Source organism: Flavobacterium sp. NKUCC04_CG, from assembly GCF_019345525.1.
Taxonomy (GTDB): Bacteria; Bacteroidota; Bacteroidia; order Flavobacteriales; family Flavobacteriaceae; genus Flavobacterium.
In genome coordinates this window covers 1-14,439 of sequence record NZ_JAHKRA010000011.1, presented here as the reverse complement: position 1 = coordinate 14,439, position 14,439 = coordinate 1, and the positions used below count along the sequence as shown (strand labels likewise).

At 36.0% G+C, this 14,439-nt stretch carries 13 protein-coding genes; 11 read left to right on the top strand and 2 right to left on the bottom strand.

Translation table 11 applies throughout. The features are described 5' to 3' along the window. The first annotated feature begins 2 nt into the window (after positions 1–2). The 10 genes from ccoN to fabF all read left to right on the top strand — a co-directional run bounded on the left by ccoN (position 3) and on the right by fabF (position 9,473). Positions 3–2,189 (top strand): cytochrome-c oxidase, cbb3-type subunit I, encoded by a 2,187-nt coding sequence (gene ccoN / locus KO524_RS09900; RefSeq protein ID WP_219293516.1) that lies wholly within the window; start codon positions 3–5, stop codon positions 2,187–2,189. A 6-nt stretch (positions 2,190–2,195) separates the two neighbouring features. After that, the gene (locus tag KO524_RS09895; protein ID WP_219293514.1) at positions 2,196–2,396 is read left to right on the top strand and encodes a CcoQ/FixQ family Cbb3-type cytochrome c oxidase assembly chaperone; all 201 of its coding nucleotides are present in this window, start codon (positions 2,196–2,198) and stop codon (positions 2,394–2,396) included. A gap of 2 nt (positions 2,397–2,398) precedes the next feature. Next, positions 2,399–3,358, top strand: coding sequence for a cbb3-type cytochrome c oxidase N-terminal domain-containing protein (locus tag KO524_RS09890; RefSeq protein ID WP_219293512.1), 960 nt, complete (start codon positions 2,399–2,401; stop codon positions 3,356–3,358). A gap of 75 nt (positions 3,359–3,433) precedes the next feature. Beyond that, entirely contained in the window at positions 3,434–4,852 is a 1,419-nt protein-coding gene (gene ccoG, locus KO524_RS09885; protein WP_219293510.1) for a cytochrome c oxidase accessory protein CcoG, read from the top strand. A gap of 80 nt (positions 4,853–4,932) precedes the next feature. Next, positions 4,933–5,382 carry a FixH family protein gene (locus KO524_RS09880; protein ID WP_219293508.1) on the top strand — a complete coding sequence of 150 codons (450 nt, stop codon included), beginning with the start codon at positions 4,933–4,935 and terminating at the stop codon, positions 5,380–5,382. A gap of 7 nt (positions 5,383–5,389) precedes the next feature. Beyond that, on the top strand, positions 5,390–6,085 hold the full coding sequence (locus KO524_RS09875; protein WP_219293506.1) for a sulfite exporter TauE/SafE family protein: 696 nt from the start codon (positions 5,390–5,392) through the stop codon (positions 6,083–6,085). Positions 6,086–6,297: 212 nt separating this feature from the next. Then, on the top strand, positions 6,298–6,912 hold the full coding sequence (locus tag KO524_RS09870) for a GNAT family N-acetyltransferase (RefSeq protein ID WP_370629728.1): 615 nt from the start codon (positions 6,298–6,300) through the stop codon (positions 6,910–6,912). A 19-nt stretch (positions 6,913–6,931) separates the two neighbouring features. Next, the gene (locus KO524_RS09865; RefSeq protein WP_219293504.1) at positions 6,932–7,435 is read left to right on the top strand and encodes a GNAT family N-acetyltransferase; all 504 of its coding nucleotides are present in this window, start codon (positions 6,932–6,934) and stop codon (positions 7,433–7,435) included. A 135-nt stretch (positions 7,436–7,570) separates the two neighbouring features. Continuing rightward, positions 7,571–8,116, top strand: a complete 546-nt coding sequence (locus tag KO524_RS09860) for a TetR/AcrR family transcriptional regulator (protein WP_219293502.1) — start codon at positions 7,571–7,573, stop codon at positions 8,114–8,116. Between the two features lie 115 nt (positions 8,117–8,231). Beyond that, a complete protein-coding gene (gene fabF / locus KO524_RS09855) occupies positions 8,232–9,473 on the top strand; it encodes a beta-ketoacyl-ACP synthase II (protein ID WP_219293501.1) in 1,242 nt (413 codons plus the stop codon). Between the two features lie 117 nt (positions 9,474–9,590). Here the strand turns inward: fabF and KO524_RS09850 are convergent, their stop codons facing one another. Beyond that, positions 9,591–10,787: an MFS transporter gene (locus KO524_RS09850; protein ID WP_219293722.1), complete on the bottom strand. Its 1,197-nt coding sequence runs from the start codon at positions 10,785–10,787 to the stop codon at positions 9,591–9,593. A 653-nt stretch (positions 10,788–11,440) separates the two neighbouring features. Here KO524_RS09850 and KO524_RS09845 point away from each other — a divergent pair. Continuing rightward, positions 11,441–13,909, top strand: coding sequence for a DUF2339 domain-containing protein (locus KO524_RS09845; protein ID WP_219293499.1), 2,469 nt, complete (start codon positions 11,441–11,443; stop codon positions 13,907–13,909). A gap of 338 nt (positions 13,910–14,247) precedes the next feature. On the opposite strand, the gene KO524_RS09840 is transcribed toward KO524_RS09845, so the two are convergent. Beyond that, positions 14,248–14,439: hypothetical protein (locus KO524_RS09840; RefSeq protein ID WP_219293497.1), on the bottom strand; the 192-nt coding region annotated here is incomplete at its 5' end.

Below are 14,439 nucleotides of genomic sequence, written 5' to 3'. Positions count from 1 at the left end.
CTATGGAAGTGCAACAATTTTACTATGACAACAAAATTGTAAAGAAGTTTCTTTATGCTTCAATTCTTTTTGGAGCAATAGGGATGTTAGTGGGATTGCTCTTGGCTGTAATGTTTTTGTTCCCAAACTTGACCGATGGAATTCCTTGGTTAAGTTATGGTAGATTAAGACCATTGCATACCAATGCGGTGATTTTTGCGTTCGTCGGAAATGCTATTTTTGGCGGTATCTATTACTCTTTACAGCGATTACTAAAAGCGAGGATGTTCAGTGATGTACTGAGTAAAATTCACTTTTGGGGGTGGCAAATTATTATTATCTGCGCGGTAATTACCTTGCCGTTAGGATTTACATCATCAAAGGAATACGCCGAGTTAGAATGGCCGATTGATATTATGATTGCTATTATTTGGGTGATTTTTGGTATCAATATGATCATGACTATTATGCGTAGAAGAGAGCGTCACTTATATGTGGCAATCTGGTTTTATTTGGCCACATTCGTTACTGTTGCGGTACTACACATTTTTAATAGTTTAGAATGGCCAGTGCATATGTTGAAGTCTTATTCTGTTTATGCTGGTGTTCAAGATGCTCTTGTTCAGTGGTGGTACGGACATAATGCGGTAGCTTTTTTCTTGACTACTCCTTTCTTGGGATTGATGTACTACTATTTGCCTAAAGCTGCAAACAGACCTATTTATTCTTATAGGTTATCGATTATTCACTTTTGGTCGTTAATTTTCTTATATATCTGGGCAGGACCTCACCATTTATTATATTCTGCTTTACCGGAATGGGCACAAAATTTAGGAGTTGTTTTCTCTGTAATGTTGATTGCACCATCTTGGGGTGGTATGATTAATGGTTTGCTTACACTTCGTGGAGCATGGGATAAAGTACGAGTGGACCCGGTTTTAAAATTCTTTGTTGTGGCAATTACCGGATATGGGATGGCTACATTTGAAGGACCGATGCTGTCTTTGAAAAACGTAAATGCTATCGCTCACTTTACCGACTGGATTGTAGCGCACGTTCACGTAGGTGCACTTGCTTGGAATGGATTTATGACTTTTGGTATGGTTTATTGGTTGATTCCAAGAATGACTAAAACAGAATTATATTCTAAAACTTTAGCAAATTTCCATTTCTGGATTGGTACATTGGGAATTATCCTATATACAATTCCGCTTTATGTAGCTGGATTTAATCAACACTTAATGTGGAAAGATTTTAATCCTGATGGAACTTTAAAATACGGTAACTTTTTGGAAACGGTAACTGCTATTTTACCGATGTATTGGATGAGAGCAATTGGAGGTTCTTTATATATTATCGGAATGTTAGTATTGATTTATAACGTATATAAAACAGTACGTAAAGGAGAAACTATCGTTGATGAACTTGCAGAGGCTCCAGCTTTAGCGAAAATTTCACCAAAGAGAATTGGTGCGGAAGGTTTCCATAGTTGGTTAGAAAGAAAACCAATTCAATTAACGATTTTGGCTACGGTTGTGATTTTGATTGGAGGGATTGTGCAGATTGTTCCTACGATAGTGGTCAAATCCAATATACCGACAATTTCTAGTGTTAAGCCTTATTCTCCTTTAGAGCTTCAAGGACGTGATTTATATATCCGAGAGGGTTGTGTGGGATGTCACTCACAAATGATACGTCCGTTCCGTTCGGAGGTAGAACGTTATGGCGAGTACTCTAAATCGGGTGAATATGTTTATGATCATCCATTTTTATGGGGATCTAAGAGAACTGGACCGGATTTAATGCGTATAGGTGGTAAATATTCAGACAACTGGCATTTTAACCATATGTATGATCCACAGAGTACATCACCAAATTCTATCATGCCAGCTTATAAATGGATGTTTGATAATAAGCAAATGGATCATTCGGATATTGAAACCAAAATGAGAGTGATGGTTAAATTGGGTGTACCTTATACCGAAGAAGATATTGTAAATGCTCGAGCTAATATGAAAGCACAGTCCGAGCAGATTGAGAAAAACCTTGAAAATGACCCTGACTTTGTGAAGAGTTATGAAGAAAGTAAAAAAACAGCAGCCTTACGTGGTGAAGAGTTTGTTCCGATGAGCGAACGTGAAATCACGGCTATGATTGCTTATTTACAACGACTTGGTACGGATATAAAAGTGAAAACAACTGAAAAATAATCGACTATGTTAAAGTTTATTAAACACAATATGGATACGATTTCAGGGATTGAGATTTATCCGATTATCGCCTTGATTATTTTCTTTGTCTTTTTTGCGGGATTAACCGTATGGGTATATACCTATAAGAAAGAGAAAATTAAGGAAATGAGTCATCTTCCTTTTGAGGAAGAATTAGAATTAAATAATCTATCAAAAAATAAGTAGCCATGAAAAAGTATTTTCCAGTATACGTGAGAGTTCCCGTGCTCTTTGCCTTGTTCTTTTTGGCATTGGAATACGGAATCGATTCGGGAGAACAACCTGCATTTATGGAATATCCGATCGTATTAGTGCTTTTGTTTTTATTTCTTTTTGCTTTGATTGCTGTGGAAATTGTTGCCGCAGCTACGGATAAGGTGATGAACAGATTGATGACAGAAGAGGAGAGAGCCGAAAAAGTGCGTTTAGAGAATAGACCTTTTACGGAATCCGAATTCTATAAAAAAGTGATGAAAAAATTAACACGTACCAAAGGTATTGATGAAGAGGGTACGCTGTTGTTAGATCATGATTATGATGGAATCAAGGAGCTCGATAATGAATTACCGCCTTGGTGGGTTTATTTATTCTACGCTACCATTGTGTTTGCTGTGGTCTATATGGCTCGATTCCATATGTTTAATGGCGATAATCAAACAGCAGAATTCGATAAAGAGATGTTGGCTGCCCAACTAGCTGTTGAGGAATATAAGAAAACGGCTCCAGATATGCTTACTGTTGATCAAGTAGTTTTCTTAGACGATGCAGCTGATTTAGCGGCAGGAAAAGCACTCTTTGAAACCAATTGTGTGGTGTGTCACCGTGCAGATGGAGGGGGAGGTATCGGACCTAATCTAACTGATGACCACTGGATTTTAGGTGGTGGTATTAAAAATGTATTTAATACAATTATGGAAGGTGGTCGTGACGGTAAGGGAATGGTAGCTTGGAAAGGCAGTATCAAACCATCGGACATTGCTAAAATTGCCAGTTATGTTTTAACATTGCAAGGAACTAATCCTGCCGATGCTAAAGACGCAGAAGGAGAAATTTGGGTAGATAAAACCGAAGCGACTCCAGCTGAAACGCCTGCAGTTGAAGTAGCCACCGATTCAGTACCTGTTACAGATATTGATGCAGTAAATTAACTGAAATTATTATCATTCGGTATAGGCTGAAATGTAAAACATTTCGGCTTATACCGATTTAAATCTTGAATTGCTATGTCAAAATTACCTGATGAAAGTTTTAGAGATTCCATTGGAACAATCAGTGAGGAGGGCAAAAGAGTTTGGATATTTCCCAAAAAGCCTTCAGGAAAATTTTACAATCAGAGAAAAATAGTTAGCTATGTATTGCTCGTACTATTGGTTTCTTTTCCCTTTATTAAAGTAAATGGAAATCAGTTTGTACTGTTAAATGTAATTGATCGTAAATTTAATATTTTCGGCTTTACATTCTGGCCGCAAGATTTTTATCTCGTGGTCATATCAATGATAGTCGGGGTCGTATTTGTTACGCTCTTTACGGTAGCATTTGGACGTATTTTTTGTGGGTGGATCTGTCCGCAAACCATTTTTATGGAGATGGTTTTTAGAAGAATAGATTATTGGATAGACGGAGATCGTGGTGCTCAAATTCGATTGAAAAAGCAAAAATGGGACGGCGAAAAAATTAGAAAAAGAATGTTCAAATGGTTTCTTTATTTTATCATTTCTTTTCTAATTGCCAATGTATTTTTGTCTTATATAATCGGAAGTGATGCTGTTTTGGACATGGTTAAGGAAGGTCCGACAAATAACATGAGTACGCTTATTGCGTTATTGATTTTTACAGCCGTATTTTACTTTGTATTCGCTTGGTTTAGAGAGCAGGTTTGTATTATTGCCTGTCCTTATGGCCGATTGCAAGGAGTTTTGTTAGATAACAAATCCATTATTGTAGCCTATGATCACGTTCGCGGTGAAAGAGAATTGGGTCGTGCCAAGTTTAAAAAAGATCAGGATCGACAAGAATCGGGAATTGGTGACTGTATAGATTGTAAACAATGCGTAAATGTTTGTCCAACAGGTATTGATATTCGAAACGGTACTCAGTTAGAATGCGTTAACTGTACAGCTTGTATAGATGAATGTGATCATATAATGGAAAGTGTAAACTTACCTAAAGGATTGATTCGTTATGCTTCTGAAGACGAAATTGTTAAAAAAGAAAAGTTTGTTTTTACGCCGAGAATGAAAGGTTATACGGCGGTATTGGTTATCTTGATTGGTATTCTATGTGGATTGTTGTTTTTAAGAAATGATGTGGAAGCTACTATTTTGAGATTACCAGGACAAACCTTTGAACACAAAGGCGAGCGTATTAGTAATGTTTATACCTTTAAAATAGTCAATAAAACGGCCAAAGATTTTGAAAATATACATTTTAAATTGGCAGATCCTAAAGGGGAAGTAATCTTAGTAGGCAAGCCTATAATCAGTATTGAGAAAGGAGAGTATGCACAAGGAACTTTGTTCGTCGAAATTAGTCCTGCTTTTCTAAAAAGTTACAAGACAAATGTTAAGATAGAGGTTTATGACGGAGAGGAATTGATCGAGACAACGACAACCAACTTCTTAGGTCCGCGTACATTTAATTAAGCTTGTTGAAAATAGCTTTATTTCTGTCGGTTTTGCGACCGAATATAGTGAAGCATAACAACAAATAAATAGATTTAGATATGAAATTTAATTGGGGAACAGGAATCGTTATCGCTATCGTATTGTTTATGGCTTTTATATTGCAATATGTTATTAAAGTACAAATCAATCCGGATTACGATAATGAGTTAGTAACAGAGAATTACTATCAAGAAGAAATTGAAGTAGATGGGGAGTACGATAGAGAACTAAACTCTAAAGGTGTTAAAAATGCCGTACAATTAATTCCGGCTGAAGATGGATTACACATCCAATTTTCAGACGAGTTCGATTATAATGATATTAAAGGTACTATATTCCTTTACAGACCGTCTAACCAGAAATTAGATTTTGAAATCCCAATTTCATTATCTTCTTCAAATTTGCTCATACCTAACAAAGATCTGGTAGACGGTCGCTGGAATATAACGGTAGAATGGGTATATAATGGTAAAGGGTATCGATATGCAGAATACTTAAATTTAAAATAATTATATTTTGATTTCAGCGCTTATTTTTGGGTTATTAAGCAGTTTGCATTGCATCGGGATGTGCGGTCCTATTGCGGTAATGCTTCCGGTTTCCAAAAATAATTCGGCTCAAAGGGTTCTACAAATATGCACCTATCATTTAGGGCGAATCACGGCTTATGCCAGTTTGGGTTTGGTGTTTGGTATTTTCGGAAAAGGATTGTTTTTGGCCGGTTTGCAACAACAAGTATCGATTATTGTTGGGGTGTTGATGATTGTCTATGTGTTGATACCACAACAAAAGCTTGGAAAATTTAATTTTTTAATGCCGTTTTATCGATTGGTTTCCAAATTAAAAAGTGCCTTGGGTAAACAATTTAAAAGCAAATCTAAAGGGTCCCTTTATTTAATTGGTTTTTTTAACGGGTTTTTACCCTGTGGAATGGTATATGTAGCTTTGTTTGGCGCCTTAGCAACTCAAAGCGTCGGTTTAGGTACATTATATATGGCGCTTTTTGGTGTGGGTACCATACCATTAATGAGTGCCGTTATCTATGTTAAGGATTTGTTTTCCGTATCGTTTCGCTCAAAAATTTTAAGGTACTATCCGTACGTAATAGTGCTTTTTGGAGTTGCTTTTATAATAAGAGGATTGGGTTTGGATATCCCTTTTTTATCACCCAATACTTTAAACCTATTTGTAAAAGCAAATGCAGATTGTTGAGAGCTAAATTTGCAACAACTTTTTTTAACCGATTTCAATTAGATATTGAAATCGGTTTTTTATTGGTTTTTAAAGCTTCTCCAACTATTTAGCAACAATGACGTGCTCCTTACTCTCTAAAGTTTTTTTTGTTTTTTAAACTAATTTTAGCACAGATTTTCTTCTGAATTGCCCTGAATATTGTAATATTGTTGTCTTAATTTAAACAGGGGATGATGCACAATATTCCGGTATTTGATTTTGATAAAGCGATTGTATTAGAAGATGAACGGGTGCTGTTGAGACCTTTGGCAGCGAATGATTTTGATTTTCTCCTTCCTTTTTCGTTGAATGAACCCGAACTATGGAAACATTCACCTATTGGTGCTGCGGGTTATGAGGGTTTAAAAAAATATATAGATATAGCCCTGTTATCAAAACAATCTAAGCAAGCCTATCCTTTTATTATATGGGATAAAGCCACTCAAAAGTATGTTGGAAGTACGCGCTATTATGATGTGAAAATCATTAATAAAAGCTTGTTACTTGGTTTTACATGGTATGGAAGCGCCTTTCAGGCTACTGGTATTAATAAGCATTGTAAGTTTTTACTCTTGGAATACGCTTTTGAAAATATGAATATGGAACGTGTCGAGTTTAGAGCAGACAATACAAATCTGCGCAGTGTTGCTGCAATGGAAAGCATAGGTTGTGTAAAAGAGGGTGTTTTGCGTAGCGAACTGCTTTTACCGTCAGGTCGTCGTAGAGATACCGTTGTTTTGAGTATCCTAAAAGACGAGTGGATTTTAAGTGTAAAAGATAAGTTGAAAGCCAAACTATTTATATAGTAATTGTTAAGATAAAAAAATGGAAATAGAAAACATAGATTTTGTTAAAGTGACTGCTGATAATGTGGATTTAGTACAACCGCTGGCGCAATCAATTTGGGAAGTGACGTATAAAGACATTATAACAGCGGAACAAATCGATTATATGTTGAATCGGATGTATTCCGTACAAAAAATCAAAGAAGAGATAGCCAATGGATATGTTTGGGAATTGGCGGTTGTCGATCAGCGGATTATTGGATATCTCGATTATGTTTTACAAGCGGATGCTAGGGTTTTTCTGTCGAAAATTTATTTGAATCCTCAAGTTCAAAGTCGTGGTTTCGGATTGGAATTTTTAAACAGAGTTGTCAATTATACTAAAGCTGCTAATGGAAAAAGTATTTACTTAACCGTAAATAAAAATAATGTAAAGGCGATTTCTTTTTATAAACGAAATGGTTTTAAGCAGATAGGTGTAGAGCGTTTTGATATTGGAGCAGGGTATATTATGGATGATTACATCATGCAATTGGATGTTTAGTTTGAAGAAAGAATATAAAAAAATCGAAGTCCCAATTTATAATTTGATAGAGGTTAAAAAAAAGCAACATTTTGTTGCTTTTTTTTAACGAAAAAACACTTACTTACTAATAAGTATTTTTTATATATTTGAAAAATGAAAGATACAAGGCATGAGATTGTAGTTTTGGCTGATCAGTTAATTCGATCTAAAGGGTTTAATGCTTTTAGTTATGCGGATATTTCAAAAGTATTGGGATTAAAAAATGCAGCTGTGCACTATCATTTTCCGAGTAAGTTTGATTTGGGGTTGACGGTAATTAAAAAAACAATTGAAACATTCGAAGTTTTATCCACCAGTTGGAGTGGGTTGGAAATTCCGGAGCAGCTGGAGCAATATATGGGTATTTGGGATCGTACAAAGGCTGAAAATTGCGTTTGTTTGATGGGGGCTTTGGCGCCTTCTTTTGATACCTTATCAATAGATATGCAGCAGGCATTAACAGTACTGGGCAACACGATCATTGCCTGGTTGAGTCAGCTTTTGGAAAAAGGAAGGGAAGCCCATATTTTTAATTTTAAAGGTTCTGCTAAGTCGCAGGCCTATCTTATTCAGTCCTCTCTAATGGCTTCTTTGCTATTAGAAAAGGTGTTACAAGATGATATTTGCCATACAATTACGGCGGGAATTCTCAAAAATTAAATTAGGTTCGAGAGACAAGTTAAATAACTAATAGAAAGAATTTTCGGTTCGAGCTTGGATTTGCCAAAAGATACCGGATAATATTATAAATAAGGAAAAAACAAAACATAACTATATGAAGAGAGTTGTTGTAACAGGCATGGGAGTTGTTTCTCCATTGGGTAATGATGTGGAGACTTTTTGGAAAAATGCCGTTTCTGGAATTAATGGTGTAGGACCGATTACCCGATTTGATGCTTCAAAATTTAAGACGCGATTTGCCTGTGAGGTAAAAGATTTTGATCCAACTATTCATTTGGATAGAATTGAAATCAAACGCAGTGATTTATTTACGCAATATGCATTATACGCTGCGGCGGAAGCTATAGCTGATTCCGGTTTTGATATGAATAGCTTATCTCCTTATGATGTTGGAGTAATCTGGGGCAGTGGGCAAGGGGGAATGGAAACCTTAGAAGTTGAAATTAAAGATTATGTTGAAAATAAGTATCAGCCGAGATTTAATCCGTTTTTGATTCCCAAATTCATTGCGAATATGGCTCCAGGTATGATTGCGATTAAGTACGGATATAGAGGAATGAGCTTTACTACCGTTTCTGCATGTGCTTCTGCAAATACAGCGATAATGGATGCTTTAAATTATATTCGTTTAGGTAAAGCTAAAATTATGGTTACTGGTGGCTCGGAAGCGCCTATTACTGAAGCATCGATTGGTGGATTTACATCGATGAAAGCGATGTCAAGTCAAAATGACAATGCAGAAGAAGCGTCCAAGCCGTATGATGCAGACAGAAATGGATTTGTAATTGCTGAAGGTGGTGGTGCATTGATTTTGGAAGAGTATGAACACGCTATTGGTCGTGGCGCTAAAATCTATTGTGAAATTGTGGGTTCTTCGATGACTACAGATGCCTATCACATGACTTCTCCACTAGAAAATGGGGAAGCAGCAGCTTATGCCATGAACTTGGCCTTAAAAGAAGCCGGTTTAAAACCAGAGGATATCGACTATTTAAATCCACATGCTACATCAACACCTGTTGGTGATTTGTGTGAGATGGAAGCCATACGTACTGTCTTTGGAGACAATCCGGAATCATTAGCCATAAGCGCAACCAAATCAATGACAGGACACTTACTTGGAGGAGCTGGAGCTGTAGAGTCAATTTTATGTATAAAGGCGATTGAAACAGGAGTTGTTCCTCCTACCATAAATATCAAACAGTTGGATGAGAAAATACCTGCTGGTATTCCTATCATATTAGATAAAGCTTTGGAAAAGGAGGTTAGATTCGCTATGAACAATTCTTTCGGTTTTGGCGGTCACAATGCAATAACCATTTTCAAGAAATTGTAAAATAAAACGATTTCAATAAGCGTAAATCAATCCTATCGAGATGTAATTTTTAACGGCGGTATAGCCGTCAAAATCAAAAATGATCTAGGCTGTTACAAACGGCAGTCTAAATCATTTTTATAACTTTTTTCGCAAATGTAATCCCCTCCAGACCAAATAGAGTAGTGCTAATACGATTACTATGGCGGAGCTGTAAATAATAAGTGGAATTCGGCTGATGATGTCTTGGTAATACCAACCGGCAAATAAGGCTCCTCCACCGATAGCCGCTTCTAAGGCAATATACATCGTGGCCATAGCTTTGCCTCTTTCGTTTGGTTTACTGAAATCTATAGTCCAGGCATTTAAAGCGGGTGATAAAACACCTAGGGAGATTCCATATACAAAGGCTCCGCTTATTATGCCTTCAACGGACTCAAAAAAACCAATAATAATAAGTGCAATTAACAACAATACAAGCCCAGCATAAATCACTTTTACCCTACCGTATTGATCGGAAACTTTTCCTGCTACGAAGCGGACTAGTAAAGAAGATATAGTAAAGACCATAAAGAAAGTACCTTTATTGGTGAGTCCCAAATAATCACTCCAGTCGGGTATTAAAGTTAAAATAGTTCCATAGGATATATAAGACAAAAAAGTGATTAAAGCAGCTGGAAATACTTGCCTGTCAAATACATCTGCCCATGATATTTTTAAAAAAGACCATTGGAATCGCTCTTTGTCAACTAGGGTTTCTTTCATGTTCATTAGAATAACGATAGATAATAGGGCTAAAGCAGAAGAAGCATAAAATAAGACATCCATAGAGCTATATAGTTTAATTGTACTGCCTAAGGCGGGACCAATAGCCATACCGGTACTAAAACATATTCCGTGCATACCTAAGGCTTCTCCCCAGCGTTCTTTAGGAACGATATCTGCTACATAAGCCGCGGTGGCTGTAGGTTTAAAACCTGTCGAAAATCCGTGAATCAAACGCAATAAAAGAAAACCCGAAACAGTGGTTAATACAGGATATAAAAAACCACATAGGAAACAAACGATGGAACCAATAGCCATAATGGGAACTCTACCTACTTTATCGGTCAGTTTTCCACTAAAAGGTCTCGAAATACCTGCTGTTAAAGTAAAAAGTGCGATAATGAGTCCCTTGTATTCACTTCCACCTAAGCTAGTTAAATATGAAGGCAATTCCGGTATTAACATATTAAAACTCGCTGAAAATAATAGAGAGCTCAAGCAGACTAAACCAAATTGTATATTATAAATAGGGTGTACTGTTAATGTATCTTGAGGGGGATTCTGGTTCATGTGAAGGCAAGAGATAAATAATGCGGCTTTAAAAGCGGCAAAATTAACCATTATTAAAACAATTTGAGCAAATTTTTAGCAGTAAAAATTGCTAAATCACCTCACAGCAGTTGGAATAGGGAAACTGCGGATTAAGGTAATAAAATAGGGTAAAAAGAACGCTACTCGTAATAATAAGTACCTTAATAATAGTTGTTTATATAAATAAGTAAAAAAAATACCCCTTTCGATTTGCGAAAGAGGTATCATTTAAAAATAAAAACACACAATTTAATTATAATAAAAAAATCAATATCATTAAGCAACTATTTTTTAGTCTTGGCCTGATTTTTTTGTATACATTTTAATATTATTTGAACTAAATAACTTGATAAGTTAAAAGTAGTAAATATTTTCAATATATTAAAGTTTTACGGAAAAAAAAACTATTGTTTTACGCTTTGTGAGAATATTAATAAGAAACGGAACGTTGTGGTTTATGGTTCGTATTGTGCTATAAGCTTTTGACTAAGTTTGATGAATGGAATTTTTTAAAAATTATGCTTTTTAGTATTTTTTCACACTGTATTCTGTGTTATTTAAGAATATTGTATATTTGATAGTAATTGGGTGTGTTAGTTCAATTAAAGCTTAATCTGTTTTATGGGTAATTTATGGAGGGATTTGTATTTTTAATGATTATTGTTTTTATAGCAATCATCGTTTTGTTTGTAGTAGGCTTGCTTAAAATTTTGTCAACTGCTTCAAAAATGGATGATTTATTTCTTAAGCTTACCGCAGTGGAAGTGGAACTTCAGAAACTGAGAAAACACTTAGTAAATGCGCCAGCTATGGAAGCGGAGGGTAGTATTATATCAAAAGATTTAATTCCTTTAGATGAAAAACAGTTAGAAGACTCCATACAGCATCCGCCAATACCGATAATTACCGTAAATCCTTTGGCCGATGTAATAACTAAGGCGGTTCCGATTTCTGAATTGGAGGAGAAAGAACTCGGGCAATTACCTATAATAGGTAGAACCACAATAGCAACTGCTGATGAGCTGGAGTCGTTAGCTACAGTGGAGTCTGAAGGACCTGTTGCTTCGGCTGTGCAAAGTGGGCCTATTCGGACAGTACAGATGCCGAGGAAAAAATCTGCCTTAGAGCGTTTTTTGTCGGATAATTTATTGACTAAAATTGGGATTGTTACCTTTGTTTTAGGTATAGGTTTTTTCGTCAAATACGCTATAGATCAAGATTGGATTAACGAAGTGGGAAGAGTAGGGATTGGAGTATTGACAGGAGCCTTGATGATTGGAGTTGCTCATAAATTGAGAAAGAGCTTAAGTGTTTTTTCCTCTCTACTTGTCGGTGGTGGTATAGCTGTTTTTTATATTACAATTACTCTAGCGTTTAGGGAATACGAATTATTCAATCAAACCGTTGCCTTTTTAATTCTCATACTCATAACGGTTTTTTCTGTAGCCTTATCTCTTTTTTACAATCGTAAGGAATTAGCTGTTTTTTCATTGTTGGGTGGATTTATGGCGCCGTTGATGGTCAGTACTGGTATTGGTAATTATGTCGTATTGTTCTCTTACATCTTCATTTTAAATTCGGGAATGTTGTATCTCTCGTATAAGAAAAATTGGGTAATCATCGGATATATTACTTTTGTTTTAACGGTGATTTTTAAAATGACTTGGATAGGAAATGGCTTTGTAGATCAGTACTTTGGGGCCTCTTTATTTGCGATTTTGTTTTTTATGCAGTTTTATATGGTAGCCCTGGTCAATATGGTCAAGGGGAAGCGCATTGTATCGCATATCGTTTTGATTATTTTAAATAATATGGTGTTTACAGCTGTGTTTTTGTATTTGTTTGATGATTATGCTGGGGGAAATTGGAAGGGGCTAATTGTAATGTGTTTTGCTTTAGTTAATGCCGCGGTTTTGGTCTATCTCAGAAAGCAGCAAAAAATCAATTCACTCTATATTTATGCCATATCGGGAATCGTCGTGTCACTAATTACATTAGCTATACCGATACAGCTAAACGGTTATTTTATTACTTTATTTTGGGCTGCAGAGATGGTTGTTCTGCTTTTGTTGTATTTTAAATCAAAATTTAAAATATTTTATACCGGATTTCTAGTTGTTTCTATGCTAGCTCTCTTGTCTTATGTCATAGATATAAGTGTACTAAATCAAGAACAGTATGCAACCTTGATATTTAATAAGGTTTTTATTACGGGCTTAGTAGTGTTTGTAGCTTTTTATGTGACTCAATTCTTATTGAAAAGAAATAATATTCAGACTTTTGTGACTCGTTCCTTTACTTATATATTGCGAATATTGGGGTTTGTTGTGCCTCTTTTAGAGTTAAGTAAAGAATTGCATTTTTTAGAAGACGGTAAAACAATTGATTCTTTTGAGTCTCTGGTTTATTTGGTTTATATAATAACTTATGCAGCTATTGTTTTTTGGATATCAACTAAAAGCCTTTTGAATTTTGTGATTAACTGGATGGTTCTCGGAATTTCTATTTTGGTATTGGGCGGATTGATGGCGGAATTTAGAATAGCAGTATTTGTGTATCAGTTGCTGGGGGTGTCTTATTTTTTTATACTTTTTCTTGCGATTCCAGGTTTGGTTGCCTTGTTGATGTTTTTATATAAAAATCCAGCTTATGGAAAAGCTCCGAAAGTTGTCCGCTGGTTGTTGCCTGTGTTTTCGTTGATTTTACTTTGTTATTATATCGATAATACAACTTTGTTGATTAATGGATGGAAAGGAATAATGACTAATAAGGAATACAATGCTGTGCTCATTGCTAGTCATATATTGTTTTATCCAATAGTTTGGGGGGCTTTAGCTCTCTTTTTGACATATCTCGGTATCAAATTGCAGCATATTTTTTTACGACAAATTGGTTTGGCTTTATTGGGGCTAACGATTGTGAAGTTTTATGTTTTAGATGTATGGTCTATGAGCGAAGGTGGAAAAGTATTTTCCTTCGTGTTGTTGGGGCTTATTATTTTAATTGTCGCTTTTTTATTAAATCGAATCAAAGGAATATTGGGACAGCGGGAACCGCATGATGTAATAGAGTCAGAAGAAACTGAAGATGGCAACTTATGATTTGGTACTTATGATTTGGTACTTATGATTTGGTACTTATATGGGGCTAAATTCGTTGATTCACCCATTTGCGTATTGCTTCGCCTGTTCGGCTGACGCCTCGGGTTGCTTATTCGCGAGTGCTCTTAATTTATATACCTCAATTTTAAACCCACAGCTCTCCCGAGCGAATTTGCCCATCCGCCCATCCGCGTATCCGCATTCACAAGCTCCCAAGCGAATTCGCCCATCTGCCTATTCGCGTATCTGCTTTCATGAATAAATAACCAGAGACAGCAATTTTAAGCCCACAGCACTTTAAAGCGAATTCGCCTATCCGCTCATTCGCGTATCTGCATTTATAAATAAATAACCGAAAAGAGCCATTTTACACCCACAGCCCTCCCAAGCGAATTTGCCATCTGCCTATCCGCGTATCCGCATTCCTTATATATAGGTATGGTTTTTATGAGCCTATTCGCTGATTCGTCCATTCGTCCATTCGTCCATTCGTCCATTCGTCCATTCGTCCATTCGTCCATTCGTCCATT

Bases quoted from the DNA above. Each gene is read 5' to 3' on its own strand.
- ccoN (WP_219293516.1), top strand. From the start codon at position 3: ATGGAAGTGCAACAATTTTACTATGACAACAAAATTGTAAAGAAGTTT.
- KO524_RS09895 (WP_219293514.1), top strand. From the start codon at position 2,196: ATGTTAAAGTTTATTAAACACAATATGGATACGATTTCAGGGATTGAG.
- KO524_RS09890 (WP_219293512.1), top strand. From the start codon at position 2,399: ATGAAAAAGTATTTTCCAGTATACGTGAGAGTTCCCGTGCTCTTTGCC.
- ccoG (WP_219293510.1), top strand. From the start codon at position 3,434: ATGTCAAAATTACCTGATGAAAGTTTTAGAGATTCCATTGGAACAATC.
- KO524_RS09880 (WP_219293508.1), top strand. From the start codon at position 4,933: ATGAAATTTAATTGGGGAACAGGAATCGTTATCGCTATCGTATTGTTT.
- KO524_RS09870 (WP_370629728.1), top strand. From the start codon at position 6,298: ATGATGCACAATATTCCGGTATTTGATTTTGATAAAGCGATTGTATTA.
- KO524_RS09865 (WP_219293504.1), top strand. From the start codon at position 6,932: ATGGAAATAGAAAACATAGATTTTGTTAAAGTGACTGCTGATAATGTG.
- KO524_RS09860 (WP_219293502.1), top strand. From the start codon at position 7,571: ATGAAAGATACAAGGCATGAGATTGTAGTTTTGGCTGATCAGTTAATT.
- fabF (WP_219293501.1), top strand. From the start codon at position 8,232: ATGAAGAGAGTTGTTGTAACAGGCATGGGAGTTGTTTCTCCATTGGGT.
- KO524_RS09850 (WP_219293722.1), bottom strand. From the start codon at position 10,787: ATGAACCAGAATCCCCCTCAAGATACATTAACAGTACACCCTATTTAT.
- KO524_RS09845 (WP_219293499.1), top strand. From the start codon at position 11,441: ATGGAGGGATTTGTATTTTTAATGATTATTGTTTTTATAGCAATCATC.